Origin of the sequence: Methanoregula boonei 6A8, assembly GCF_000017625.1 — an archaeon.
Classification (GTDB): Archaea; Halobacteriota; Methanomicrobia; order Methanomicrobiales; family Methanospirillaceae; genus Methanoregula; species Methanoregula boonei.
Genome location: NC_009712.1, coordinates 958774 through 984319, shown reverse-complemented (window position 1 = coordinate 984319; position 25546 = coordinate 958774). Strand labels below are relative to the sequence as shown.

The 25546-nt window shown below is 55.1% G+C and carries 31 protein-coding genes; 16 read left to right on the top strand and 15 right to left on the bottom strand.

Annotated features, from left to right (window positions below; translation table 11 throughout):
* Positions 1 to 5 precede the first annotated feature (5 nt).
* From MBOO_RS05250 to MBOO_RS13005, 6 genes are all read left to right on the top strand, one after another.
* Positions 6 to 689, top strand: coding sequence for a hypothetical protein (locus tag MBOO_RS05250; protein WP_012106549.1), 684 nt, complete (start codon positions 6 to 8; stop codon positions 687 to 689).
* A 170-nt stretch (positions 690 to 859) separates the two neighbouring features.
* Positions 860 to 1789: a DNA adenine methylase gene (locus MBOO_RS05245; protein ID WP_012106548.1), complete on the top strand. Its 930-nt coding sequence runs from the start codon at positions 860 to 862 to the stop codon at positions 1787 to 1789.
* Positions 1790 to 1868: 79 nt separating this feature from the next.
* Positions 1869 to 2288 (top strand): hypothetical protein, encoded by a 420-nt coding sequence (locus MBOO_RS05240; protein ID WP_012106547.1) that lies wholly within the window; start codon positions 1869 to 1871, stop codon positions 2286 to 2288.
* Between the two features lie 143 nt (positions 2289 to 2431).
* Positions 2432 to 2728: a hypothetical protein gene (locus MBOO_RS05235; RefSeq protein WP_012106546.1), complete on the top strand. Its 297-nt coding sequence runs from the start codon at positions 2432 to 2434 to the stop codon at positions 2726 to 2728.
* Positions 2729 to 3221: 493 nt separating this feature from the next.
* Positions 3222 to 4682: a tetratricopeptide repeat protein gene (locus tag MBOO_RS05225; protein ID WP_012106545.1), complete on the top strand. Its 1461-nt coding sequence runs from the start codon at positions 3222 to 3224 to the stop codon at positions 4680 to 4682.
* A gap of 139 nt (positions 4683 to 4821) precedes the next feature.
* A complete protein-coding gene (locus tag MBOO_RS13005; protein WP_012106544.1) occupies positions 4822 to 6189 on the top strand; it encodes a PAS domain-containing protein in 1368 nt (455 codons plus the stop codon).
* Positions 6190 to 6204: 15 nt separating this feature from the next.
* Here the strand turns inward: MBOO_RS13005 and MBOO_RS05215 are convergent, their stop codons facing one another.
* Positions 6205 to 7497 (bottom strand): MFS transporter, encoded by a 1293-nt coding sequence (locus MBOO_RS05215; protein WP_048068306.1) that lies wholly within the window; start codon positions 7495 to 7497, stop codon positions 6205 to 6207.
* A 271-nt stretch (positions 7498 to 7768) separates the two neighbouring features.
* Here MBOO_RS05215 and MBOO_RS05210 point away from each other — a divergent pair, with 271 nt between their 5' ends.
* Positions 7769 to 8080 (top strand): putative quinol monooxygenase, encoded by a 312-nt coding sequence (locus MBOO_RS05210; RefSeq protein ID WP_012106542.1) that lies wholly within the window; start codon positions 7769 to 7771, stop codon positions 8078 to 8080.
* A 242-nt stretch (positions 8081 to 8322) separates the two neighbouring features.
* On the opposite strand, the gene MBOO_RS13850 is transcribed toward MBOO_RS05210, so the two are convergent.
* A complete protein-coding gene (locus MBOO_RS13850) occupies positions 8323 to 8502 on the bottom strand; it encodes a hypothetical protein (protein WP_157677605.1) in 180 nt (59 codons plus the stop codon).
* Between the two features lie 188 nt (positions 8503 to 8690).
* Positions 8691 to 9230, bottom strand: coding sequence for a GNAT family N-acetyltransferase (locus MBOO_RS05205; RefSeq protein ID WP_012106541.1), 540 nt, complete (start codon positions 9228 to 9230; stop codon positions 8691 to 8693).
* A 197-nt stretch (positions 9231 to 9427) separates the two neighbouring features.
* Here MBOO_RS05205 and MBOO_RS05200 point away from each other — a divergent pair, with 197 nt between their 5' ends.
* From MBOO_RS05200 to MBOO_RS05175, 6 genes are all read left to right on the top strand, one after another.
* Positions 9428 to 10060, top strand: a complete 633-nt coding sequence (locus MBOO_RS05200; RefSeq protein ID WP_012106540.1) for a class I SAM-dependent methyltransferase — start codon at positions 9428 to 9430, stop codon at positions 10058 to 10060.
* 178 nt (positions 10061 to 10238) lie between these two features.
* Entirely contained in the window at positions 10239 to 10805 is a 567-nt protein-coding gene (locus MBOO_RS05195) for a 5-formyltetrahydrofolate cyclo-ligase (RefSeq protein ID WP_012106539.1), read from the top strand.
* Positions 10795 to 11703 (top strand): formylmethanofuran--tetrahydromethanopterin N-formyltransferase, encoded by a 909-nt coding sequence (gene fhcD, locus MBOO_RS05190; protein WP_012106538.1) that lies wholly within the window; start codon positions 10795 to 10797, stop codon positions 11701 to 11703. The genes MBOO_RS05195 and fhcD overlap by 11 nt, the downstream gene beginning before the upstream one ends.
* Positions 11704 to 11758: 55 nt before the next feature.
* Positions 11759 to 12439 carry a diphthine--ammonia ligase gene (locus MBOO_RS05185; protein WP_012106537.1) on the top strand — a complete coding sequence of 227 codons (681 nt, stop codon included), beginning with the start codon at positions 11759 to 11761 and terminating at the stop codon, positions 12437 to 12439.
* Positions 12436 to 12996, top strand: coding sequence for a type 1 glutamine amidotransferase (locus MBOO_RS05180; RefSeq protein WP_012106536.1), 561 nt, complete (start codon positions 12436 to 12438; stop codon positions 12994 to 12996). Before MBOO_RS05185 ends, MBOO_RS05180 begins: the two co-directional genes overlap by 4 nt.
* Before the next feature lie 85 nt (positions 12997 to 13081).
* On the top strand, positions 13082 to 13330 hold the full coding sequence (locus MBOO_RS05175; protein WP_012106535.1) for a DUF2769 domain-containing protein: 249 nt from the start codon (positions 13082 to 13084) through the stop codon (positions 13328 to 13330).
* 901 nt (positions 13331 to 14231) lie between these two features.
* Here the strand turns inward: MBOO_RS05175 and MBOO_RS05170 are convergent.
* The 10 genes from MBOO_RS05170 to MBOO_RS05120 all read right to left on the bottom strand — a co-directional run bounded on the left by MBOO_RS05170 (position 14232) and on the right by MBOO_RS05120 (position 21385).
* Positions 14232 to 14993, bottom strand: coding sequence for a sugar phosphate isomerase/epimerase family protein (locus MBOO_RS05170; protein ID WP_012106533.1), 762 nt, complete (start codon positions 14991 to 14993; stop codon positions 14232 to 14234).
* Positions 14990 to 15784 (bottom strand): ABC transporter ATP-binding protein, encoded by a 795-nt coding sequence (locus tag MBOO_RS05165; protein ID WP_012106532.1) that lies wholly within the window; start codon positions 15782 to 15784, stop codon positions 14990 to 14992. Before MBOO_RS05165 ends, MBOO_RS05170 begins: the two co-directional genes overlap by 4 nt.
* Positions 15781 to 16728: a FecCD family ABC transporter permease gene (locus MBOO_RS05160; RefSeq protein WP_012106531.1), complete on the bottom strand. Its 948-nt coding sequence runs from the start codon at positions 16726 to 16728 to the stop codon at positions 15781 to 15783. Before MBOO_RS05160 ends, MBOO_RS05165 begins: the two co-directional genes overlap by 4 nt.
* Before the next feature lie 94 nt (positions 16729 to 16822).
* A complete protein-coding gene (locus MBOO_RS05155) occupies positions 16823 to 17212 on the bottom strand; it encodes a type II toxin-antitoxin system VapC family toxin (RefSeq protein WP_012106530.1) in 390 nt (129 codons plus the stop codon).
* 2 nt (positions 17213 to 17214) lie between these two features.
* On the bottom strand, positions 17215 to 17442 hold the full coding sequence (locus MBOO_RS05150; protein ID WP_012106529.1) for an antitoxin VapB family protein: 228 nt from the start codon (positions 17440 to 17442) through the stop codon (positions 17215 to 17217).
* Between the two features lie 85 nt (positions 17443 to 17527).
* Entirely contained in the window at positions 17528 to 18568 is a 1041-nt protein-coding gene (locus MBOO_RS05145; RefSeq protein ID WP_157677604.1) for an ABC transporter substrate-binding protein, read from the bottom strand.
* Positions 18569 to 18769: 201 nt separating this feature from the next.
* A complete protein-coding gene (locus MBOO_RS05135; RefSeq protein WP_012106527.1) occupies positions 18770 to 19135 on the bottom strand; it encodes a hypothetical protein in 366 nt (121 codons plus the stop codon).
* 70 nt (positions 19136 to 19205) lie between these two features.
* Positions 19206 to 19877, bottom strand: coding sequence for a type IV pilin N-terminal domain-containing protein (locus tag MBOO_RS05130; RefSeq protein WP_012106526.1), 672 nt, complete (start codon positions 19875 to 19877; stop codon positions 19206 to 19208).
* Positions 19874 to 20506, bottom strand: a complete 633-nt coding sequence (locus MBOO_RS05125; protein ID WP_012106525.1) for a type IV pilin N-terminal domain-containing protein — start codon at positions 20504 to 20506, stop codon at positions 19874 to 19876. The genes MBOO_RS05130 and MBOO_RS05125 overlap by 4 nt, the downstream gene beginning before the upstream one ends.
* 537 nt (positions 20507 to 21043) lie before the next feature.
* Positions 21044 to 21385, bottom strand: a complete 342-nt coding sequence (locus tag MBOO_RS05120) for a hypothetical protein (RefSeq protein ID WP_048068304.1) — start codon at positions 21383 to 21385, stop codon at positions 21044 to 21046.
* On the opposite strand from MBOO_RS05120, the gene MBOO_RS13845 reads away from it, so the two are divergent.
* Complete coding sequence (locus MBOO_RS13845) at positions 21384 to 21578, top strand: hypothetical protein (protein WP_048068303.1); 195 nt, start codon at positions 21384 to 21386, stop codon at positions 21576 to 21578. The genes MBOO_RS05120 and MBOO_RS13845 overlap by 2 nt on opposite strands.
* 27 nt (positions 21579 to 21605) lie before the next feature.
* Here the strand turns inward: MBOO_RS13845 and MBOO_RS05110 are convergent, their stop codons facing one another.
* Positions 21606 to 22559: a cation diffusion facilitator family transporter gene (locus tag MBOO_RS05110; RefSeq protein WP_012106521.1), complete on the bottom strand. Its 954-nt coding sequence runs from the start codon at positions 22557 to 22559 to the stop codon at positions 21606 to 21608.
* Positions 22560 to 22679: 120 nt separating this feature from the next.
* Between MBOO_RS05110 and MBOO_RS05105 the strand changes: the two genes are divergently transcribed.
* The gene (locus MBOO_RS05105; protein WP_012106520.1) at positions 22680 to 23054 is read left to right on the top strand and encodes a winged helix-turn-helix transcriptional regulator; all 375 of its coding nucleotides are present in this window, start codon (positions 22680 to 22682) and stop codon (positions 23052 to 23054) included.
* A 141-nt stretch (positions 23055 to 23195) separates the two neighbouring features.
* On the opposite strand, the gene MBOO_RS05100 is transcribed toward MBOO_RS05105, so the two are convergent.
* Positions 23196 to 23987, bottom strand: coding sequence for a DUF7839 domain-containing protein (locus MBOO_RS05100; protein ID WP_012106519.1), 792 nt, complete (start codon positions 23985 to 23987; stop codon positions 23196 to 23198).
* Positions 23988 to 24352: 365 nt separating this feature from the next.
* Here MBOO_RS05100 and MBOO_RS05095 point away from each other — a divergent pair, with 365 nt between their 5' ends.
* Positions 24353 to 25444, top strand: coding sequence for a HoxN/HupN/NixA family nickel/cobalt transporter (locus MBOO_RS05095; RefSeq protein ID WP_012106518.1), 1092 nt, complete (start codon positions 24353 to 24355; stop codon positions 25442 to 25444).
* The last annotated feature ends 102 nt before the right edge of the window (positions 25445 to 25546 follow it).

Here is a 25546-nt window from a genome sequence, read left to right as displayed (position 1 = left end):
ACGGCATGATGCCGGTGAGATTGTACGGACGGATCCTGGCGGCTGCGGCGCTTCTCAGCCTTTTTGTAATGGGGATCGAACTTATCGCGTACAGCCCGGAAACCGTTCTCCCGCGTGAGGAGATCTGCATCCAGCCTGAAACCGGGGGAGGGATGCTCGCCGGTCACCTGGATGCACTCCTTACGCACACGGGGACTGCTGCCGCCCGTCTTGCCCGGCTCCGGGCCACGATCGGACCGGACGGGGTTCCGGTCTCGGTAGACCTCGATTTCTATACCGGCCCAAAGGGAGAGAACCGGCTCTACCAGATTACCTACCGGCAGGATACGGGAACCTGTGGCTGGACCGACGGGCTCTCCTATCAGGCAGGAACCGGTGAGATGCCCGCAACGCTCCCGGCAGATGCCGGGCAGGCACTTGCAGCTCTCGGGAATCTCCGGCTCCCGGAACTTGCCGGGTATTCTGCGCAGATCGAAACCCGGCAGCCTGCTGCGGGGGCAGGGGAGACCGCGGTACTTCCGGAACGCAGGGTCCGGGAAAATGGCACTCCCGCCGGACCGGGAGAGTGGCAGGTGCTCCCGTTCTCGCTTCTGGTCTCAGAGAAGATCTGTACGCAGGCAGGCAGCGGCCGGGACGTACAGTGCTCTGTCGTACCGGTTGAGCGGATCCGGTTTGTGGATGCCGGCTGATACATAAGAGACCAGCCGGGAACCTGCTCTTTTTTTTGCTTCTGTCGGGACCGGTTATCAGGTTGGTGGTGGGATGCCGGAACGGAACGTGACCCCTTTTTTCGTATCCCAGTTATCATAACCAAAAAGCGCGAACATGAGTGGTGCGTACATATATCCGGGGCTTCTGCATGGCACGACACGGAAAAAACGGAGGGGTGCGACCCTTCCTGAAATGGGCCGGGGGCAAGTCGCAGTTACTTGGCGATATTGCCCGGTGCCTGCCGCCCGGTGCAGGAAATGGCGGGAAAATCACGCGCTATATCGAGCCTTTTGTCGGGGGCGGGGCGGTTTTTTTCTCCCTTGTCCCGCGCTGCTCTTTTAACGAGTCCGTGATCTGCGATATTAACGAGGAACTTGTTCTCACCTACCGCGTAATCCGGACCTCCCTGCCCCGGCTTGCCGGCGAACTTGCAGGAATCGCGTCTGCGTACCGCGCCCTTTCCGGACCGGGGCAGGAAGCGTATTATTACGAGATCAGGGACGCGTTCAACCGCGAGCGGAAATCGATTGATTTTACACGCTACAATGAACGGTGGATCCGGCGGGCGGCCCAGATCATCTTCCTCAACCATACCTGTTACAACGGCCTGTTCCGGGTAAACCAGAGCGGCGGGTTCAATGTCCCGTTTGGACGGTACCGGAACCCGGAGATCTCCGGTTACAAAAACCTGGAAGGTGCAGCAGCACTCCTTTCCCGGACACGGATCCTCTGCGGGGATTTTACCCGGTGCAGGAGCATGGCAGATGACCAGACATTCGTGTACCTCGACCCGCCCTACCGTCCGCTGAATGCCACCTCCTCGTTTACCTCATACTCCCGGGGCGGCTTTTCCGAGAACGACCAGGAGCGCCTGGCAGCTTTTTTCCGGGACCTGGACCGGAAGGGTGCACAGGTCATGCTGAGCAACTCCGATCCGGCCAGTGAAAACCCCGACGATGCCTTCTTTGACGAACTCTACAACGGATTTACCATACGGCGCGTTCCGGCCCGGCGGTTGATCAACTGCAACGGCGCCCGGCGTGGTACGGTAAGCGAACTCCTGATCACCAACTATTAACGTACGAGTTCCCCCGCTAAAACCGGCGAATCTCCAAACCCTTATCCGCCCTCCCGCGAGAATTAAAACCGGAGAGAGAATGGACAACCCAGCTGTTGAAGACGAACCCTGCGAGCAGTGCGGGCTCTGCTGCCGGATCTTTGGCCCCGGGATAGCGCCGACCGCGGCAAATGTCTTTACCTGGATGGAAAACAACAGGTCCGATATCCTGTGCTGGTTTGTCGCGTTTGTGGAAAACGGGAGCGGCCCGGTCCCGTGCACTACGCTATCCCCGGAAGATCTCGGGAGCGTGGTGGTCTTTGAGATGCGCAATCCTGATACCGGGGGATATGTAACCGTCTGCCCGTTCCTGCGCCGGGCAGGAAAGGAGCGGTACCTCTGCGGGATCCACACGGTAAAACCCGATATGTGCTGCACGTACCAGCCCTGGGTCTGGGGCGAGACGTACTTCAACCGCTGCAGGAGCCTCAGGAACCGGCGGCGTGAACCCGGGGAATAAAACAGGATAGTTCCCGGTTTTTCTCTTTAATCCATTACCGTATCACCTGCTTTTGACGTTTCTCTCAACCGGGGTAAGAACCGTCGGGATAAATCCCATGCATTGATATTTCTGTATGGCTAATTACGAGGCAGGAACCTACCATGCCCATGGAAGAAATAGTCGGGCAGGCGCTCAAAAACGTGCCGCCCAATGTCCAGGACTCAATCAAAGCCGCATACACATCGCTTGGCACGGACAGCAAAAATTCCACCGGGCTCTTTACCAAAGGACTCTTGCTCTGCCTGATCTTAAGCAGCATCAAAAATACGGACGACCGGGTGAAAGTTGCGGACATTGCAGAGGCGGCATTAAACGAGGCCCTGAAGTACGATGCCGCAAAAGAAGAAGATGTCAGGAGACTTCGCAGGGTAATAGAAAAAGCCCGCGCCCCGCAGTAGTGCGGAGGCTCCGGCCGGTTGCCGGCCCGGATTCTTTTTACCGGAAGCGTTTTACGATAATCCCCGGGTAAACCGCCGGTTCAGGGTTCAGGCAGGGACAGCTCCCGGGACTGGTGCCGGCTGCGAAATCCGGGCAATTGTCGCCGCACGAGGATACCGCATGGGCCGGCGCTTCCGTGGATTTTTGTTTTCTGCGGTATGATTTTTTTTGTTCTTCCGGAATCCGGCCACAACCGGCCATTTTTTATTCCCGGATCATTTCAGGAGGTTTTATTTTCCCCGGCTCCACGATACCAAACTGATCTTTTTTTATCACTGCCGTGGCGGTGGGCCCCGGGGAAAAGAGCCCGGGTGTACCGGGATCATCCTGACTGAAGTATATAGTGAGTTTATAAAATATAGTCAGAATTAAAAAAGTATATTAGTTCGGCGTAAGACTATATGATAATAGCACGTGGGCTCACTGTGCCATGGCGATTGGCACAAGATCTCTATGGGACTCATCGATTCAATCCTGAAAAGCAGCGGAGTAAATGCAGAGACCGAGTTTTGCAAGGCCGAGACCCTCTGCCGGCAGGGATACTACACCGATGCGGTAAATATCCTCGATAAAGTACTTGCCGCGGAGCCCAATCATCTCAGGGCCTCGCAGCTCAAGGGCTTTGCCCTTTACCAGATGGGAACTTTTGAAGAAGCACTCCAGTATTTCGACAAGGCGCTGGGCATTGATGCAAACCTTCCCGATGCGCTGGTATACAAGGGACTCATCTACTCCGGTTTTGGGAAACATGCCCACGCACTTGATCTCTATGACCGGGCACTTGCGATCCATCCCGGCTTTATCCAGGCCTGGTATGCAAAAGGACTCACCCTTGCCATCCTTGAACGGTACGACGAGGCGATCCAGTCGTACGACCGGGTGCTCGTCCTCCAGCCAAAGCACGTGGATGCCCTGATCGGGATAAGCGTTGCCCGTAAGAAAAAAGGAGCCGGGCCAAAAGAGAACACAATCCTCCAGCATCCCAAAACCAACCTCCCGGAAAAATCCCGTCCTGCCCCTGCTGCCCCGATCGCAGCATCACCCGCACAAACCCAGAAACCCCTTGCTCCAAAACCTGCGCCGGTACTGGTTCAAAAGCCTCCTGAACCGGTCGCGATCCCGGCACACCCCAAACTATCTTCCCGGCAGGATCCTGCACCGGCGCTGGTACCGGCGGAATCACGAATAGTTCCAAACTCCTCACCGGCCGCGGTGCTGAATGTGCGACAGCCCGCTGCGGTACCAGCCCATAATGCATCCCGGGCCATGCCAAAAATGCCGCCGGTACCTGCCACGGTTCCGGCACAGCCACGCACCGCACCGGAAGCACCGGCCACACACCGTGGATTCCCGGAAGAAAACCTTCTTGAACCGGAACCATCATCACCGGCATCTCCCCGATGCAGCACCTACGAGGAGATGATCCGGGAGATCGCTGCAAACCCGGAGAAGGTACCGGGCCCGGACCGCTGGCTTCTTCTGGGTAACCTCTCCATGAAACTCGGGAAGTTCCGGGACGCAGCCGGTATGTTTGAGCATTACCTTGGACTTGTCCAGAATGATGCCGATGCATGGCGGGCATTAGGGGATGCACATAAAAAATGCGGCCTCTATGACGAGGCCCGTGAGGCCTATGACCACGCACTTGCACTGAACCCGGAGACAGCGGCCGTCTGGATCAGCCACGCAAAAGTGCTGGTGATGCTGCGGGATCATGAGGGTGCTCTTGTCTCCTGCGATCAGGCCATCTCGCAGGACGGGGAATATATCGAAGCATGGCTGTATAAGGGTTTCATCCTCAAAAAAATACACCGGAACGACGATGCAATGGCTGCGTACGATCGCGTACTCATGCTTAACCCGGGCCATGATCACGCAGTCCGGGAACTGCGGCGCATGAAGGGCGGGGCGTAACGAACTTTTTTTTTGCCCGGGAACTCCGCGGGGCTTTTCTTATAAACCCATTATAGATAAAAATCGCAATATCTTTAGGGATCGCTGGCCCATCATCTCTTACGCTGCAGTTCAGGAACTGCCGGAAAACGGGTGTACCTTGGAACCAGATATCCCGGGAAAAAATTCCCCCCACCAGAAAAATTCCACCCTGGGCCGGCTCTTTGGCATGCCGCCGGTGAAGATTGCGGCAGCCTATTTTATTTTCGGGTTCTGCTGGATCATCTTTTCCGACGACCTCTTCCTCTCGCTTCCGGTTCCCCAAAAAGAGCTTCTCTTCATATCCTCGGCAAAGGGCATTTTTTTTATCGTAATCACCACGATCCTTCTCTTCCTCCTTGTCCGTCACTATAACAGGCAGTGGCAGGCAAAAAACAGGGAACTTCTGGAGGCAAACCAGGAACTCCAGGTCAGGGATGAGGAGCTCGAAGCCCAAAACGGGATGCTAGCCCGCAACCAGGCCGAATGGGAGACCACATTCAATTCGATATCCGACTGGATCTGCCTGATTGACCCGGACGGTCGGATCCTCCGTACAAACCGGGGTACAGAATCCCTGCTCGGGATCCCCCCTGAACATGCAATCGGGAAGCACTGTTATGATCTTGTCCACGGGTCGCAGTGCCCGGTCAGCTCCTGCCCACGCCAGAGGATGCTGGCAAGCAAAAAGAGGGAGAGCCTTGAGCTCGGGATGCAGCAGCGCGCCGGCTGGATCCAGATTACGGTGGACCCGGTCTTTGATTCCGGGGGAAACATTGTCTCGGTTGTGCATATCGTCCGCGAGATCACTGCCCGGGTGCAGGAGCAGAAGGCACATGATCAGGCAAAGAAGAAACTGCACCTGTTAAACTACGTTACCTTCAACGAGATCCAGAACGCGGTCTTCACCCTCTGGGGATTCCAGCAGTTTGTCCGGGGGAAAGTAAAGGACAGCTCCGCGCAGCCCGCGTTTGCAAAAGGAGAGGAACTTCTTACCAGGATCACAAATTCCTTAAAATTTGCCCAGGCCTACCAGAATCTCGGGATTGCGCTCCCGGTCTGGCAGGACGCAAACCGGGTCTTTCTTTTGGCCATCTCCCACCTGGACTTCCTGTCCCTGAAACATTCGGTCCGGCTCGACGGCCTTGAGATCTATGCCGATCCACTGCTGGAGCAGGTGCTCCAGATCCTTGCCGAGAACACGCTCCTCCACGGGCAGAAGGCAACGCAGGTGACCCTGTACTGTACCGAAGGGCCCACGGGGGTCACCCTCTTTTTCGAAGATGACGGCGTAGGGATCCCAGAAGAGATAAAAAAAGAGATCTTTTCGCCGGATTTCCATAAGACAAAAGCGATTGGTCTCTTTCTGGCAAAAGAGATCCTCGAGATCACCGGCATCACCATTCGTGAGACCGGCACCCCGGGCCATGGCGTCCGTTTCGAGATCCTGGTACCTGCAGGGGCGTACCGGTTCCCTGGCCGGAAGTGACCCTCTGTTTAGTCATCAGCCTGGCGTGTTTACCCTCTTTTCCTTTGTGAGCATAACTGCACAGAGAAAAAGCGCAATGCCCAGCAAGAAAAAGAGCAGGACAGAGAGAGGCCCGGACAACGTGCCCCCGGCAAGGCCGAAGATAACAGGCCCGAAAAACGATCCCGCAGAGGCTATGGTATTGACAAGCGCAGTTCCCGATGCCCGCAGCGCCGGTGGGAAGTGATCGAGCGTCAGGGCAAAGAACGGGGCATAGGCTGCATAACCGGCAGCAATCGCACCGGAGAGGATCACAAAGGCAGGGCCGGCACTTCCGTGCAAAAAGGCAAAGGCAACCAGGAACACCGCCGCAAAGACAAAGGGGATTGCGACATGGATATGCCTCTCCCCGGTTGTATCCGAATGCCGTGACCAGGCATACATGACAACGACCGAGAGCCCGTAGGGGATCATCACCAGAAAGCCGGTCTGTTCGATCGAACCTGACAACCCTGACGACCGGACGATCTGCGGGAGCCAGAAGAGAAGGCCGGTTAAAAACATCCCGACCAGGGCTGAAGCCGTGCAGAGGAGGAACATACCGGAAACGGCTGCCAGCCCCCGGAACGGGATCTTCTTTGGGGTCTGATCATGCACCCGCTTTCCTTCAAGGTGTGCGGCAAGCCACGACCGTTCCCGGGCAGAGAGCCATGCGGCAGTCTCCGGCAGCTCCGGGAGACAGACAAGGATCGCACAGCCAAAAACAAGTGCCGGGAGCCCCTCAAGGACAAAAAGCCAGCGCCAGCCGGCCATCCCCAGCCATGCGACATGCGAGAGGATGAACGCCGATACCGGGGATGCGATCAGCATCGCAAGCGGGATCCCCATAAAAAAGACACAAAGCGCCTTTGCCAGGGTCTCTTTGCGGAACCAGAAAGACAGGTACAGGATGAGACCCGGGGCAAAACCGGCTTCGGCAGCGCCAAGTAAAAACCGGAGGATGCAGAGCTCCAGTGGGGTCCTGACAAACGCCATGAGGATGGCGATGATCCCCCAGCTGACCATGATGCGGAAGAGCCAGATCCGGGCACCGGTCCGTGCGAGGATCTGGTTGCTTGGCACTTCAAAAAGCACGTAACTGACGAAAAATATCCCGGAGACAAGGCCAAAAAGGAACGGGTCGATCCCGAGATCCGCGTTCATGGAAAGGGCGGCATAGCCGATATTGACCCGGTCAAGGATACTGATCACGTACAGGACCAGGGCAAACGGGATGATCCGCCACCAGAGTTTCCGGTCAAGGGCCGGAATATCGATATCCGGCACCATACACGTAGTACCGGGAGATCCTGGTTGTGTGCATCCGGTCATCCTTCCTGTTCACGCCCCATGTACCCGACCCATACCGGTGGCCCTATGTACAGCCACCTGATTGAGGATTATTCCTTTTTGAATAATTAAGTGCACCAGATCCGGATCCCTGACCGGATAACCGGTGGGAAATGGCAGGAATAATGAACCTGCAGGGATGAAGGGTACATGAAGAAAATATGCAGGACCCCTTGCCGGGCCCGGCACAAAAAAAGAGGGAAATTGAACCATGCTCCTTGTCGATGCTGCCTGTAATATCCTGCCCGAACGACGGGAGGATTTCCTGTCGGAAACAGACAAGATTATCCCGGTCGTGCGAAAAGAGGCCGGGTGCACACGCTACGAACTCCTTTGCGATCCGGCAAACCCCGGCCAATGCCATTTCATTGAGGAATGGGAGAGCCGGCGCCATCTTGACGAACACCTGGCCCGGCCCCACATGAAGGAGTATTTGGCAAAGACCGCGGCACACCATTCAGCCCCCACCCGGCTGACCGTGTACGAAATCAGTGGCGTGCAGTCCGCCATTCTGGGGCCGTAAATAAACGGGACCAGTTCCGGGGATCCTGTACGGGTGAAGAGCGCGGCGCGCAGCCTTATTGCTCTTTTTGGTCCCGGTCCTTTGCCCGGCATTTTGCCGGTACCGGGGATCGCAGTAGCCGTTCTTCCCGGAAATATTCGCGTGAAGGACAGGTGACCCGCGGCCTCCGGCGCCGGGAGATCATGCCTTACCCGTAATGAGTGGTGCCGGAAAAGTACGGACGTGGCATCTGTAAAAATCCCTTACCGCGTACATACCGCAGTCTCCCCACGGTTCACCTGCCGCCAGTCCACGGGATGCTGGTCTACCGGGCAGAATTTCATCTCGCTGCAGTCAAGTGTGGTGAGCATGCAGGGTTTCCTGCAGTGCTCGCACCGGAATATCCGTAAGGGAGAATTTCCCTGTACCGATGGTGATGTCATGGTAAGATACCCTGTTTTGTGCATTAGCCCGGGACCCTTTATGTATTGGGCCGATAGGTAAAGTTCCACAAAGCAACCCGGACGGATAAAGGAGATAACCGGCGGGTTATACTCGCAAGGTACCAGAAACAATAATCCCGGGATGATGCAATTAGCCTGGGCAAAAATGCCGGCTTTTTTTGTTTTCCCTAAATGGCCTTCTGCATCAGGAGGATATCAAAGGGTTCGCCAAACTTTTTCCCTACCTTCTTGAGCCGGCCGGCATCATAGAACCCGTGCTTCCGGTGGAACCGGATGCCCTCCTCGTTCCAGGATGCCATGTGTGCAACCACCATGGAAATCCCTTTGGTGCGGGAGTCGCGGATGAGCCGGTAGAGAAGGAGCGAGCCAAAACCCTGGTTTACATACTCCGGCATGATAAAATAGGAGAGTTCCCCGGTGGTGGCAAAGGCTGAAAACGGCAGGAACGGTTTGACAAAACCAAAGCCGAGCACCCCTTCCGGAGAATCGACCACGTAAAACGCGTAGGCGTTTTTGAGCAGGCCGGTAAAATACCGCTCCCGGACCGGCTTGTCCGCGTAGGCTGCAAAACCGTGCACCGCATAATGGTTGAAGATCGACAGAACCGCACCGCAGTCTTTCTCATGGGCCTGGCGGATCGTCCCTTGTTCATGTGCAGCAGTAACACCCTTGCCTTCATGGGCATGCCGGACATCAGCTTCTGTCACTCAAGTCACCGCCCGATCCGGGATCGGGATTGGTAAGCAGATAATGAATAAATCTCGCATTTATTAATTTCCATTTTATCTTTGTTTGCCCGGCTCACCGGGTAATTCCGCTGTTTTCATGGCCGGGATACGGAGTGGCGGCATGAAAGGGACCCACGGGTTATTTCACTTATCCAGTCCTACCTCCCCGGCAACCCATGGACGGCAAGGAACGCAATTTTGATGCAGCAGCGGCAACCTGGGATGAGAACCCGGGCCGGGTGAAGATGGCGCAGGATGTGGCGCGGGCGATCCGGGAGACCACAAAGCCGGGGCCGGAGACCGAAGTGCTGGACTTCGGGTGCGGGACCGGCCTGCTCTCCCTCGCACTCCTCCCCGGTGTCCGCTCTGTCACAGCGGTCGACAGCTCGAGAGGTATGCTGGATGTGCTGGACAAAAAAATTGCAGCACAGGGCCTCGCGATGCGGACAGCTCTTGTGGATCTGGAGAAAGGCGATAAACTCCCCGGGCCGGTGGATCTGGTGACCAGTTCCATGACCTTCCACCACCTGCGGGATCCGGTGCCGGTCCTTGTCGAGATGGCACGGATCCTCAGGCCCGGCGGCCGGATCGCGATCGCGGATCTCGATTCCGATGAGGGAAAGTTCCATGATTCCTCCGAGGGGGTGTTCCATAACGGCTTTGACCGGTGCACAATGCAGAAATATTTCGAGGCTGCCGGTTTTACTGCTGTACAGAACCGGACCGCGGCGGTCATGCACAAGACCGGGGCCGATGGGAAGACCCGGACATTTACTATCTTTCTTATGACCGCACAAAAAAAGGCATGAGATCCGCCCCGGGGATTATCCGGTCCCGGCCAAAACGATCTTTTTTTTGCAGGCTGGAACCTGCATCACTTTCCCGGAATACTTTTCCCATCCCGGGGTAAACAAGGGCAGATTCGCCGGCATATACCCTATGGGACAAACCCAAGCCATAAATACGCCGGTGTGGTACTGACTACCCATGAGCGAAGAGAAGGCCCGGGTGCGGGACATCCTGCGTGCGAGAAAAGAGGCGATGACCCAACAGGAGCGCCTCGAAAAGAGCGAGCTTGTCGCCCGGCATCTCATGCTGCTTATCGCCACCGGCCAGACCGTGATGGTCTTTACATCAAAAGAAAAAGAGGTCAACACACAACCCCTCATCGAGGCCCTGTTTGCAGAAAAAAACCCCGTGGTTGTGCCGATCATCCAGAAAGCGGATGTGAGCCTCCGGCTCTCGTACCTCCGCACCATGGCAGCGCTTGTGCCCAGCACTTTTGGCGTGCCCGAGCCGATCGGGAGCGAGATCCCGGCTAACCCCAAAGATGTTGATGTAATCGTCCTCCCGATGCTCGGTTTTGACCGGACCGGCGGCCGGATCGGGTACGGGGCAGGATATTACGACCGGTTCCTTGCGCAGAACCCGGATCTCGTAAAGATCGGGGTCGCGTTCGGATGCCAGGAGATGGAGCACCTGCCGGTCGATGAGAACGATATAAAGATGGACCTGATCGTTACTGAAGACGGGATTGTGTACGATGGGAGGTGAGCGGACCATGGAGATCGGCGGGGCCGTTATCCTTGACACCTTTGCCGAGGCATTCCCGGTCTGGATTTCAAGGGTCCTTGTGACCGCGGACACTCCCGGGTGGGCGCTTGCTGCCGCCGCCGAGGCAACGGGGTTTGCAACATCGAAGATCGCCTGCCCCTGTGAGGCCGGAATCGAGCGGCCCCTTGCCCGGGGCGAGACCCCGGACAAGCGGCCCGGATACTCAATCCTGATCTGTACCGAGAAGAAGGAGATGAAGGCGCAGGTTGCCGCACGGGTCAGCCAGTGCATCCTTCCGGCCCCGACCGCGTCCGCATTCGACGGGCTTCCCGCTGCAAAGGACCGGTTCTACACCCGGATGCATTACTTTGGCGACACCTACGAAGAGCGATGTGTGGTCGGCGGCCGGCAGTGCTGGAAGATCCCGGTGATGGAAGGCTGGTACACCGGCGAGGAGCGCTTCGGGCTTATGAAAGGGATTGCCGGCGGGAACTTCCTTGTCATGGCAGAGGACCGGGCTGCGGCACTTTCCGGGGCAGAGGCGGCGATGGCAAAGGTCGCCGGCACGCCCGGGATAATCGCAAGTTTTCCCGGAGGGATTGTCGGGAGTGGATCGAAAGTCGGGTGTAAGAATTACCGGTTCCCGATGCCGGCAAGCACGAACCACCGCTGGTGCCCGGCGCTTAAAAATAAAATTCCGGACTCGCTTGTCCCTGACGGCGTGGGCGCGGTATACGAGATCGTGATCAACGGCTTTGATGAGGCCGCAATTGCCGGGGCAATGCGTGAGGGAATCCGGGCTGCCGCGGCAACCGGAAAGGTCAGCTGCATTGGTGCCTCGAACTTTGAGGGAAAACTCGGGCAGACCCGGATAAACCTTCACGCACTTTTCTCCTGAACCACGATTTTTTTAGAGTGAGATTCATCTGGCAGGACTGCCGAGTACAACTGGAATGAAGCTTGGTGTGCTCTGCTCGGGGGGGAAAGACTCGTGGTTTGCCTGCCATCTTGCCATGCAGAAGGAGACCGTTTCCTGCCTCATCTCGGTTCGTTCCAGAAACGAAGCGAGCTACATGTTCCACACCCCTGCCATTCACCTTGTCCCGCTCCAGGCTGAAGCTGCCGGGCTCCCGCTGGTCAGTGTGGAGACCGAGGGAATCGAGGAGGCCGAGCTTTCCGATCTTTCCCGTGCGATCGCTCTTGCGGCAGAACAGTACGGTATCGAAGGTGTGGTGACCGGCGCTCTCATGTCGGTGTACCAGGCTTCCCGGGTCCAGCGGATCTGCCGGGACCTCGGACTCTGGTGTTTTAACCCGCTCTGGTACGTGGACCCGGAACTGTACATGAAGGAACTTATCAGTTCCGGCTTTACTGCCATTATTACCGGGGTCTTTGCTGCCCCGTTCCCGGAAAACTGGCTGGGAAGGGAGATTGATGCCCGGGCCCTGTTTGACCTGCAGCAGTACGCCCGATCCCACCGGATCACCCTGACCGGCGAGGGCGGAGAGTACGAGACGCTTGTGCTCGACTGCCCGTTGTTCAAAAAACGGATCGCAATCATTGAATCTGAAAAAGAGTACGCAAACCACCGGGGATTTTTCCGGGTAAAAAAGGCCGTGCTGGAGGAAAAATGATCCTCCTTATTGATCTTTCGTGGAAACCCAACTCCCTCTCGCGCGATGAGTTCGTAGGCCCGGTGGCACGGATCGTCTCCCGCACCGGGGAAGTGTGGAATGAACTCCATTTTTCCGCTGCAGACACGGCAGGCATCCGCGATGCCCGGGGGATCATCCTCTGCGGGACCGCACTTCGGGACAACTGCTTTGCAGAACAGCCGGGGGATTTTGCGTGGCTCAAAGACGCCGGCGTTCCCGTCCTTGGGATCTGCGCCGGGATGCAGGCACTCTGCATCGCGTACGGGGGCACGCTCCGCGAGGAATGTGAGATCGGGATGACCACGGTCCGGGTCTGCGAGCCCGATCCGCTCCTTGGCGAATCCAGCTCATTTGACGCGTACGAACTGCACTCTTTTGCCTGCGACCTTCCGCCCGGCTGGACCGTGACCGCGATCTCGGACCGGTGCGTGCAGGCCATCCGGCACCCGGACCGGCCGGTTTTCGGCGTCATGTTCCATCCTGAGGTAAGAAACGACTGCGTGGTGGAACGGTTCTGCGATCTCTGCCGGAAATAATCTTTTTTGTTCGCAAAAGGAAAGTTACCTCTTCCTGCACTCCCCCGTAAGATCTATTAATCATCACGCCCTACCCTTTTTTCGCATGTTTGAATCAGGCAAGCCTCCCGCGGTTGAGATAACAGATGAGAACAAGGAAATCTGCAGGAAGTACTGCACCATCTGCCAGAACTACAAAAAGCACGATCTTGGCAGGAACGAGCCAAAAGAACTCTTCTGCGGCTGCGGCGCTTCGTCAGCACAGAACATGAAAGAGATCGGCTGCTTTTGTCCCGCCTGCCCGCTCTTTACCAAGTACCACCTCCGCGGCGGGTACTACTGCGTGAGAAGGTAAACGTTTTTTTTTTAATTTTCCCGGAGATCTCCCCGGTACTCATTCGGCCCGGAAGCTCTCATTCCTCCTGGTCTCCTGGCAGGAAATACCCGTATCCGGGGGTATCGGGGACGGGGAGAAAATACGTCCATATTGAGCCCGGATTTCCCTTTTTTGATCCATGCCCCTGCCGGAAAAGCCCGTAAAACCGTCCGTTTGGGTTCGCATGGAAAAGAGGCCCCAATTGCACCCCGTTTGCCGAAAATCGCCCGCTTTCGATGTCAGAGAATGGCCACCAATGGCCCGGGAATCGAGGTTAATTCTGGCCTGTGCATTTACCCATCCGGCACCCGAAAAGGCCGAAATAACACGAATATGAGGATCTTTTTTCCGGGAGACTCTTCGCAATAGCGGTCTTTTTTGCCCCGGCCCCCTCCAATGGCCCATCTGGAAAACCGGGGCGAAAGAAAGCCCGCTGTATTGCAGGTTTGAAGAGTCTTCTTTTTGGCCGGTTTTAAAAAATAATGGCAAATTGTCGTTTTTTCCGTGGGCGTGGACACCATTTCCTGTGGAACCGGAAAACGGGGTGTCCGGAAAGGCAATCCGGGCTCAATATGGGCCCGGAAAAGTGTAGCCCTGATTGCGGAGATGGGGGGACGGTTCCTGGCACCGTGTACCTCCTTGTAACCGGATAAAGATAACCGGATCCCGGATAAGATCCGGGAAGAAAAAAAGATCCGGTTTGGCCCGGGAATTTTTTTTTGTTTGCTGTTCAAAACTGTGCACTGCCGAAAATTTCAGCAGTGATTGACAACATATTTTTTGCTGGCTGATTTGCCCTTTCACTTCTTTTACGTGGAGACAATCTTCCGATCAAAATAGTACAATCGCGGGGTTTGTGGTACTGCATACGCTCATTCTCTCATGTTCCCCGGCAGATCGCTGCTTCTGCTTGCAACAGGTACGCCACGCTCTTCTCGTACGCCCTTGGGTCCATGCACTCGATGATCCGGGATGCCGACGCAGGAAGAAGGGGCAGGAGCCGGGCGAAATCGATTGTCCCGCTCCCGCATGCAGCATGGTCATCATTGGTCCCGCCATTATCGTGGAGATGGATGTGGCAGGGCCGGCTTTTTCCCGCAAACATGCAGAGGGCATGGTTGAGCCGGGCGTGGCCGATGTCCAGCACAAACCCGATGTCCCGGCGTTCGAGTTCAGGAAGAAGATCCGGCTGCCGGAAGTGAAGGCACTCCCATGATCCCATGTTCTCGATCCCGATCCGGACCTCGTGCTTCTTCTGGAGTACGGCAATATCATCCAGCGAGTGCATGAGTGCCGCATACGAAATCCCAAACATGTTCTCCCACGGAAAATACCCGGGGTGAACCACGAGGGTCTCTGCCCGGATGGCATCACAAATGCTGCAAAGATCGTCGATTACGGCAAGCCCGGCCGTACGGATACGGTCGTTGGTGCTTGCCAGGTTGATATCCGAGAGCGGCGCATGGACCGAGTACCGGGCATCCACAGACGCACAGGCTTCGTGGTACCGGAAGAGATCGTGGAGTCCCTCTGAAATGATCTCGATCCTATCGGTCTTGGTGCGCACAAATGCCAGCGCTTCGGAAAGGGGCATGTCCATGCAGCAGAATGTTGAGCAGCCGTAGGAAAGAATGGGTTTCATGGATCTTCACCGGTTTTATACATCCCTTTGGGGAGCGGAACGATTACCGGCTTGTGGGTGACCGGGTGGATGCTGACCGATGCATCGAGATCAAAGATGCTCTGCAGCATCGCCGGGGTCAGGATCTCCTCCGGTGGACCGGCCGCAACGATCTTTCCCGATTGTATCACCATGATCTCGTCGCAGAAGTACGCAGCGAGGTTGAGGTCGTGGAAGACGCCGATCACCGCGATCTCTTTGGAGAGTTTTTTGATGGTGGTAAGGATATCTACCTGGTGGCTGATGTCCAGGTGTGAGGTCGCCTCGTCGAGCAGGAGGTGGCGGGGCTGCTGGGCGAGTGCACGGGCGATGATGGTTCGCTGGAGTTCGCCGCCGCTGATCTCAGTGATCGGGCGGTCTGCAAGGTGCGCGATCCCGGTCAGTTCCATGGCCCTGCAGCAGATGCGGTCGTCTTCAGCGGTCTCTTTTGAGAACCGGCCGATATAGGGATACCGGCCCATCAGCACTACGTCCCTGACAGAAAAGTCAAAGCCGGTCCCGGTCTCCTGCGGCACAACCGCAAGCGAGCGGGCAAGATCCCGGCTTTTCATCCGGTCAAGCGGGATTGTATCGAGGGTTATTATCCCGGCTGAAGGTTCAAGTACCCGGCTTATTGTTTTCAACAGCGTTGTCTTCCCGGAACCGTTTGGCCCGATGATCCCAACAAACCGGCCCTTGTCCGCAGCTAACGTGATCGCATCGAGCACTTTCTTTGCCCCGTACTTTACGTCAAGGCCGGCAATGTCGATCATGCAGAGTACCTCTTCCTGAGGAGCCAGATGAAAAACGGCGCTCCGATAAATGCAGTGACAACACCTACGGGAACCTCGTTACCCACCGTCCGGGCCACGGTGTCTGCAAGGACAAGGAGGATCCCGCCGGCAAGCATCGAGGCCGGGAGGAGGAAGCGGTGGTCCGGGCCGACAGCGATCCGGACAATATGGGGTGTAATGAGGCCCACAAACCCGATGCAGCCGGCAATGGCAACACAGATCCCGGTGACAAGCGAGCTGAGGGCAAGGAGAATGATCTTGAGCCGATTAACGTTCACCCCAAGGTGGATCGCGTCGTCTTCTCCCATGGAGAAGATATTGAGCTCGCGGGAGTAGAGAAGCAGGACAAGGGAGACGGGAATGACGGCAAGACCCAGCAGCGCATCGCTCCACGAGATATTCCAGAACCCTCCCATGAGCCAGAAGAGGATCTGGTGGAGGTTCTGGCCCGAGGAATACATGACTGCGGAGAGGATTGCAGAGAAAAACATCGAGATCGCGATCCCGGTAAGGAGCAGCTGTTCGGTTTTTACCCGTCCTCCTTTCTGCGCAATGCCGTACACGAGGAAGGATGCAATCAGGCAGCCGGCAAAGGCAAAGACGCTGTGGAATGCCCCGCCGAGAAGGACAATGGCAAGGCTTGCCCCGAGCGCCCCGCCGGATGATGTGCCAAGGAGGTACGGGTCAGCCATGGAGTTCCGGAACATTGCCTGCATGACCACACCGGCCGCGGCAAGTCCGGCGCCCACAAGCATTGCGGCAATTACCCGCGGGAGCCGGATGTCAAAGAGGATGAGCGATGCCGTGTCGCCGCCCGGCATGCCAAGGAACGGGATGCCCGCCGGCCCAAAACCGGTGCTCACCACAAGCACCGCAGCAGCAAGCAGTGCCAGCCCTAGGATCACCGCGTACCCCTTATGCATAAATTATGTTTTAGTTGATTTAAGTAAAATATTCTTGTATTTTTGGGATACCCTAAAGGACCGGACTGTCTCCCGGGAGACCCTTAAAAAAACGTCAGTACGATATAACGGAAAGGTTAGGGATCTTTTCAAAATGATGATCCCTTGTTATGATCTCTTTGTCATTACAGAGCGCGAGTGCCGCGATCACTTCATCGAAATCGCCGATAGGATTTCCTGTTATGCACAATCCTGCAGAAATCCTGCCAAAAGCCTCGTACACCGATTCATCCACCGGGAGCACGATGAACAATTCCAGGATAGTCTGTACTCTGGTCCGGTTATGGTCGTCTTTTGAGACAAACGCTCCCTTGTAGAGTTCGAGAGCGGTTATACCGGTTGTAAAAAGGATTATCCCCTGCTCTTCATATGCCCGGTAACAGGCGAGCGCACCGGGATCTTTTCTCATCAGGTCAACAATGAACGAGGTATCCGCTATCGGCATTGTTACAACCTGACGTTTCGTATTTTTGTTTTCCGCATCTCCTTTGATACCCTGCCTATGGTATCTGCAAAGGCGGTGCAGTCCCCCAGCTCTTCAAGGACATCGGACAGTTTCCTGCGGATCGGATAGTACTTTACGATAACCTCGGAGAAACTGGTGGCCTCGTCATTTTTGAGGCTCTTTAACCGCTCGTATGCTTCTTCCGTGATGCTGATGGTTTTCGTAGACATACGGAGTTCTGTGTATGTATGTGTATTTAATTTTGTGTGAGGGTGGTAGGGTATCCTTCCCCGTTTGAACAGCCGGTCCCCGGACCTATTGCATTCGCCGCAGGGCAACAACCATCCCGGCTGCAAGAGCGGCAACTGCCGGCATGTCATCAAAGCCCGGTGATTTCTGCGTCGGCGTTGCTGCGGCCCCCGCCCCGGTTCCTTCTGCATCGTGGATGTCTGAGGCAACGATCTCAAGGGCGTCAACGATCCGTGGCCCGCCCCGATCAACCATATCCGAATCGATCACGTACACGTGGTGGTTTTTGATAGCCGCAACATTGACAAACCGGGTATCGTTTTCCAGGGCAAGCGCAATTGCATCCTCGCTGCCACCCATCCCCGTGCCGGAGTTGACAATCAGGATATCCGGGTCTGCTGCGACAAACTCCTCGGCGCTTACGGTTGCCCAGTACGGCTTGTCGGCAAATGCATTGGTACCCCCGGCCATGGTGATGAGCTCGTCCTGAAATGTCCCGTTCCCGCTCACGTACAGCGGATCATTCCAGACAATATGGGCAACTTTCGGGTGCGTGGCCATAGCCGAAGCGTTCTGTTCGACCGCATCGATCCGCGCCTGCAGCGAAGTTACAAGAGAGGTGGCATTATCTTCTGTCCCCGTTGCGTAACCCACCAGGGTAATGTCATTAAGGACCCCGGTGATATTTGCCGGGTTTAACGTGATCACGGTCTGGTTGAGCGTATCAAGCCGGTGGACCGCATCGGCACCGTTCCCGTACGATGCCACAATCAGGTCGGGCTTTAGTGCTATTATCTTTTCAACACTGACCGTGCTGTATCCCCCGATCGATGGCTTGGTTTTTGCCGCCGGGGGATAGTTACAGTAATCGGTCACCCCGACAATGCGATCTCCAAGACCGAGCGCAAAGAGGATCTCGGTGTTTGCCGGGGCAAGCGATACGATCCGCTGCGGCTCGCCATGGATGGTGACCGCGGCGCCGGAATCGTCGGTTATGGTACGTTCAAATGTGGAGTTCTGGTTTGCGGGGATGGCAGCAAGTGCCGGTACCGCTGCAAGACAGAGAAGAGCGAGAAAAAGGATGGCGAATACATAAGGATGTTTCATTTCTATCAGATCCATTATCGCGGGCCATAAAGAATTCTTAAAATCTCCGCATGCCGGTTCTGTTTCGCAGCGCCGCACGTTTTTTTCATTCGGACAGAAGCGTCATCCCCCCGGATGAGAACCGGCTCCCCGAAACAATCTCCCCGGTGAATACCAGCATTACCGGTAAAAAGGGACAACACGCCTTTTTTCCTCCTCTTTTCAGCCGGCATGGGTGACAATTCCCCGTTCATGGTCGAGGGCATAGATCGCAAATTTATCCGGATCGGCAAACTGTCCGGCATCGAGTGCCATAACTGCGTGCGGGTCGGAACGGAACATCTGCGCCGTGTTCCCGGTCCCGGGTGCGTACGAGTACCTCACCTCAAGAGCGTTCTCGTGGCCGTGAAGTCCCGGGGCACGGGAGTGGTTGTAGGCAATGGCAACTGCCCAGGTATTGTCCTGCATATCGAGATACACCGATCCGACCAGCCGCTGGCTGTTGTGCCGGATCGTGATCTCGTTCTCGAACTTCTCAACTGCCTGCCGGGTCGGGCCGGCCGGTTTGTATCCGAAGAATTTTGGCATGGATTATTGACCTTTTTCCAGATTTGATAAAAAAAGGGAGTGTGTACGAATATTCTCCCCATTTTCCATACTACTGTGTCAGGAACAGCTCCCCGCTTGAGATAACCCGGCTGCTGGCTTTGTCAATGACTTTGTACTGAAGTTTGGTGCCGAGATATACACCAAAACCATGTACCGCACCAGCCGGCTCCCAGGTAATTTCCGGAGAATAAGAAGACGATCCACCACTCCAGGTGTAGGTGACAGCCTGTGCATTGCCATCGGCATAAAGCATGAAAGCGTCGCCCGGTGCGATGGTTGTATCCGATAGGGAGGTGTTTCCAATCTTCTGGAAGTACCCTCCGTTCGTGATTCCCGGTGTCAGGATGCTCCCGGGATACGTCGCGGTTGCAGTGGTATTTGGTGCATCTGTAGGCTGGATCGTATACGTGGTATCTTCGCTCTGCAACTGGATCGCGATGTCATTGAGGGAGAAGGTATCTCCTCCGTTGTTTTCAAACTTCAGCCCGTTAGCTGCATAATAGCCCGATGGGTAAGTAAGAGCATAGGTAGCTGGATCGATTGTTCCCTCGATACTCTGTATAACACTGGTCACTGCAAGGTTCACCTGAGGTGTCTTGTGCTGGTCTCCTGCCAGTCCACCGGCAAATGCGGAAACAACCGCTGCAATGATAATGGTAACGACGAGCATGAGCATGACGCCCACAACCGGTGATACTGCTGCATCCTTTTGCTGGATCATTGGACGATCACCTCTTTGTTGAAGATTACCTGACCGCTGGGGATATGGATGATCTTTACCTGGACTTCGCTACCGGCTCCGAAATCAGGATCCCGGATTCCATGTCCATAAGATGCCGTGTCATTGATTGCGAGTAAATCCGCAGTACCTGCAGTATCTACCGTGCTCATGATCTCCCCGGTACTCCACGTATAATTTCCGAAATCTACAGCGGGATTGCCCCCGGCGTAACCTAATTTCATATCATTGAGGACAGGAACCCGGGCCAGGTGGGACAGATCCCCATAACCATTAATATCAGAGCCGGGGCTTGTCAGAGTCTGTTTGTTCTGGTACACCGTTCCGCTCTTGTTCACGTAGTACGTAACAATTGCGAGATCTTTTGTCGGGATGGGATCCCCGCTCAGTTCGGTAAAGGTCATCTTGTCAGTCGTTCCACCCATACCGTTGTCGGCTCCAGTCAGGATCTGTACATCAATTGACGCCTGAGGCGTCGCCTGCTTTGTACCGGCAAGTCCCCCCGCAAACGCGGAGACAACAGCTGCAATAATAATCGTCACCACGAGCATGAGCATCACACCCACAACCGGTGATACTGCGGATTCGTTCTGCTCTGTTTTTTTCATCATCAAAACCTCTGCATCGTTACCCGGTGCACTGAAGCCCTGACAGTACCTGGTGAGAAGTCCACGGAGAGGCACCGGTTCGTCCGGATAGCGATTGACAAATTTACTTGTTTTAGTACTATTTTAATTGATCATTTTTGTTTGCGTTAAAACAAATAATCTTTTTTAATAGGAGCGGGATAGTATGTTTAGGTTAAAACGGGTTCTGTCAAGTTGTCGGCAATTCTAAAGATTACCACTCCGAAGAGGATTGACAACCTGCCGAAGACTTTACAGAGCCTGAGGGAGGACTGCTCAAGATGCTGGCCGAACAACTGATGGCCCAGAAAGGAGTCGAGTCGGTAAAACTGACAACGATTACTGTTGAAAAGTGACAATACTTCTCTCAAATCATGGGACATATCACGAGCGGTTCTGATAAGTTGAAGGGACTTTGTAGGGAAAATCCTGAAAAATGTGAGTTTTCACGACATAACGATTTACGGGAATTACCCCAAGTCCCGAGAATCTATCAGGACCGGGATGTGCATACATTGATTCTCAGAACTCTTCCGCGATCCCGTACCCCCATGCATACAGGTTTGCCACAGGATCGTTCTTCGGGAAGAGATTACAGATAAGTCCTTTGGTTTTCAGGAACCGGTCTGCCATAGAAGGCGACAGCGGCAGAATCTTTTCTTTGACTGTGCGGCTGGTTGACCAGAGATGGAGATAGTACGTGACACTCTTGTTCTGGGAGGTTGCTATATGCATGTAGAGATCTTTTCCGGTTATCTTAACATCCGGCTGGTCAGAAACCGGCCGTGGTGCGAGATAGAGGCATTCGTCATATCTCGTATTCACCGTCATCTTCCGGCTGCCATCATATAGTGTCTGTTTCATGGTAATCACCCGTCTGCTGTTTTTCCGGGATCATTCCCCAATGATCCCGGTTTTGGGGCTGACAAACAGCACAGCCCTTGGCGATATCTTGTCGAAGAATGAGGAGATTTCCCTGATGTCAGGACATCTCCACAGGGAACATGGAACCGCCAGGTTAATAATAATTTTTATTTTTGTAGCAACAGATATGTAAATTTTTTAAAAATGTAATATTATGGAGTTACCCGTCGTGCCGGTGTCCTTCCCCCGGTTCATCGTGCAGCTCCCGGAGCACCCTGCAGTCGCTGCATTCGCGGCACTCAAACTCCAGCGTTGAATGCCCGATCCGGAAATGTTCCAGCCGGTGCTTGATCTCTTCTTTGATCTGCTCCCGTGTTTCGGGATCGTTCTCGCAGCAGTACACATGGGCGTCGAGCACATTGATGTTTGAGCAGAGCGTCCAGAGATGGACGTTGTGGACACCGGATACGCCCGGCACGGACTCCATCGCTGCTATCACGTCTTCAATGGGAACGTCCCGGGGGGCGAACTGGAGCAGGATCCGGAAGGATTCGGCAAGGATCGAGAACGAAGAGAACAGGATCAACACAGAGATCGCAAGGCCAAGCAGGGGATCGACCACGGTCTGGCCGGTGAGCGCGATCCACAGCGCTGCCACGATAACGGCGAGCGAAGACAGGAGGTCCCCGATCACGTGCAGGAATGCACTCCTTGTGTTGAGATCGTGGCTGCCGTGTAGCACGAATGCGGAGATGGCATTTGCCACAAGCCCGACCAGTGCAACCGCAAGCATAAGCGTGCTGTTCACCGGTGAAGGATGGGAGAATCGTGCCAGTGCTTCCAGGATAATGAGGGCAGAGACACCGATCAGGAGCAGGCCGTTTATCACCGCAGCTGCAATCTCAAGCCGGTGGTACCCGAAAGTACGGGTCGGCGTTGGCAGGCGTTCAGCCATGGTCATGGCGCCAAGCGACAGCCCAAGCGCAACAACATCCTGGAGCATATGGGCGCCATCGCCCAAAAGGGAGAGGGATCCGGAGAGATATCCCCCGATAATTTCCGCAACGAAGATCAGTGCGGTCAGGGCGATGGCAAGTTTCAGCGGCTTTTTTCTGGAGTTGTGGGTGTGGGAATGATCCTGTGAATGATCGTGGGTATGATCGGGGCAGTCCATGAGATCCTCCACCGGCATATCCTTTGGATATGGCCGGGATATAGCAGGTATCCTTTTTACAGGTAGTATTTATTTAATAGGAAATAAGCCGGAACGTAGCGGCAGGAACAGGTAGTATCCATGAATAAACCTGCGGCAACAGGGGGCAATATCTGCCTCTGCCCCCTCTTTGGCCTGCTTGACGTGGTGGCAAAGAAATGGGCGTTTTTAATCATTGCGATACTGGGAAACGAAGGGGCAAAGGGATTCAACGAATTAAAAAACGAGCCCGGCCGGATCAGCCCCAAGACGCTCTCGGAGACGCTCAAAAACCTGGAGCGGATCGGGCTTGTAGACCGGAAGATCCTTACCACCTCGCCGCCGACAACACAGTACTCGCTGACCGGTGACGGACAGGAGTTACGGGAACACCTGATCCCGCTGCTTCTCCGGGTGTCCGAGCGGGGTGCGCAGGACCTCCCCGGCTGCCCGGTCCGGATGCGAAAAGAACAGTGACCGGCAGGAATATACCCCGTTCCATTTGCTCCGGGCGTTCTTACCGGGGATGATTTCTTTCCTGGTCTGTTCCAAAAGACATACACTGACCGTGCGGGCAGAATTCAGAATGTCCAGGACCTTGTCGTGTCGCTGGTCATTCTACAATGATTTTTGATCATCGGGGAGGATCAAATCATGAATCTTATACTCGAGCGGGGTGTTCTCCAGGCGCTTGACAAAATTTGCTGACTCGTCGTCTACAATAACGATCGCACACCTAATTCCGTGGTATGCGGCATCGATGACGCCTTCTGATGCCCCAAAGAAGAGATCCGGGTTTCTGCCAATGGATTTCAGCGCGATCGACGACTCTACCCCCACAGCCGCGACTAATCCGACCGTTGCAACGATCTTTTTGAGTTTGTCAATCCTGACGTTGAGAGAACCCCCGCGCTGGATCCGGGGCACTATACAGACATGGATGATCTCTTCGTGGTGTTCGATAATCCCGTTTACATCGAAAATTCCCACGTCATTGTTCTTCCTTGCGTCCGCATAGACCGTTGCTGTCGCCGACGTCGGGTTCTTCCCCGCATAGAGATACCCGTCTTTCATGTAAAGACCGGCGATCTCTCCTTTTTTCAGGTCATCGGCAGCAATTGCCGTCCAGACCGAGACATGCTTGATGATGTCGCGCCGGATATGCCGGAGATATAATTCCAGGGTAGCGGCATTCTCCATGACCCATGCCATCCCGGTCTTGGTCACCGCATAATTGCTCCTGCCGCTCACGGCCACCATGCCGTCGTCAACCAGGTCGCGGATGTATTCGGAGACGGCCTGAGGGGTCATGCCAATCTTTTCGGCAATCTCCTGCTGGCGAACCGCCGGCTGGCGTTCGGCAATCTCTACAAGGATCTGGAAGCGCGAGACATCGCCCTTGCTCCGCATAAGAAAAGGTAAGGCTCCCTTTGTATCCTGGGTCAGGCTGCATCAGCTCCGGCGTCTTGTTGTATCAGGAAAAAGAGTGACGGCCGGGAGCTGATTATTCTTTCGAAAGGATGCTCATACCGGGATATGCGCGAGGCTTTCCCGGAGTGTGTTTGTCTGTCCGGATACATTTTTTGATTTTCTCCACGCTTCTTCATTCCTTTGTCTTCCCGGTGTTACCCCGGAGCAGGATGTCAGCCCTGACACAGTTTCTGAAAAGTTTACTTATCAATCTGTTCGGGAATTTTCGACAGGAAGAATGATTTACAGTACAAAAAAAGCAAGTTATATTTACCATTATCAAGTAATCATGATCCTGCGATATCATGACTGATCAGAATCAGGGGTACATGAAAGCGATCATCAGCCTCTCAGGGAAAGAGAAGCTCACCATCATTTCCATTTATGTCATTCTCGCGGTGGCAAGCATTATCGCGTTTCTCCTTACTGCATGGATAGGGCAGATGTACCTTGTCCTTGGCGGACTTGGGGTTATGGCCTTTGTGCTGGGCCTCCGCCATGGGGTAGACGCCGATCATATTGCCGCAATAGACAACACCACCCGGAAGCTGCTCCAGGAAGGAAAGAAACCGATCACGGTCGGCATGTGGTTCTCCATCGGTCACGCGGTGGTCGTGGGCGTCATGGTACTCTCGCTTGTCTTTGCAGCCAAGTCCATCCTTGGCACGTATCTTGAGAGCGGTACCGATAATCTCAGTACCCTGATTTCCGGCGCTTTCCTCTTTATCATCGGTATCATCAACGTGATCATTGTTCTTGACACCTACCGGATCTTCAAAGGCCTCAAGAACGGTACGATCAAACAGGCCGAGCTGGACTGCGAGCTCAGCAAGAACGGGTTCATGAACACTCACTTCGGCTGGCTCTTTAAGATCGTGCAAAAGCCCTACCAGATGTTTGTGGTCGGGTTTCTCTTCGGCCTTGGTTTTGATACCGCAACCGAAATGATGCTTATTGGTGTCAGCGTGGGCGCCGGGGTTTCATCCAACGTCCCTCTGTGGGCAATACTGACGCTGCCGTTTGCCTTTGCCTGCGGTATGATCATAACCGATACCACGGACGGGATCTCCATGCGCCTTGCCTACGGCTGGGCTTTCCAGCACCCGATCCGCAAGGTGTACTACAACCTGACAATCACCATCATGTCGGTCCTTGTGGCTTTCGTTATCGGGGGGATCGAACTTCTCCAGGTGATCTCTACGGAGATGAACTGGGGCGGACCGCTCTGGGCTGGCCTTAATGCCCTCGACTTTGAGACGCTCGGATTTGGGATCATTGCCATTTTCCTTATCTCCTGGCTCACGTCCATAGCTTATTACCGGTACAAGGGATACGAAAAAGAGTTTGACAAGACCCTTGGGGGAGACTGTATCCCCTCACAGGGATTCTGGGAATAACTCTTCCCCGATAAGAAATTTTTAGCTGTTTCCTGTTTCATTTTTTGATGGTATCCTGATCGTTCCGGGATCCCGGATAATGACGGGCAGTGCCTGTTTTTT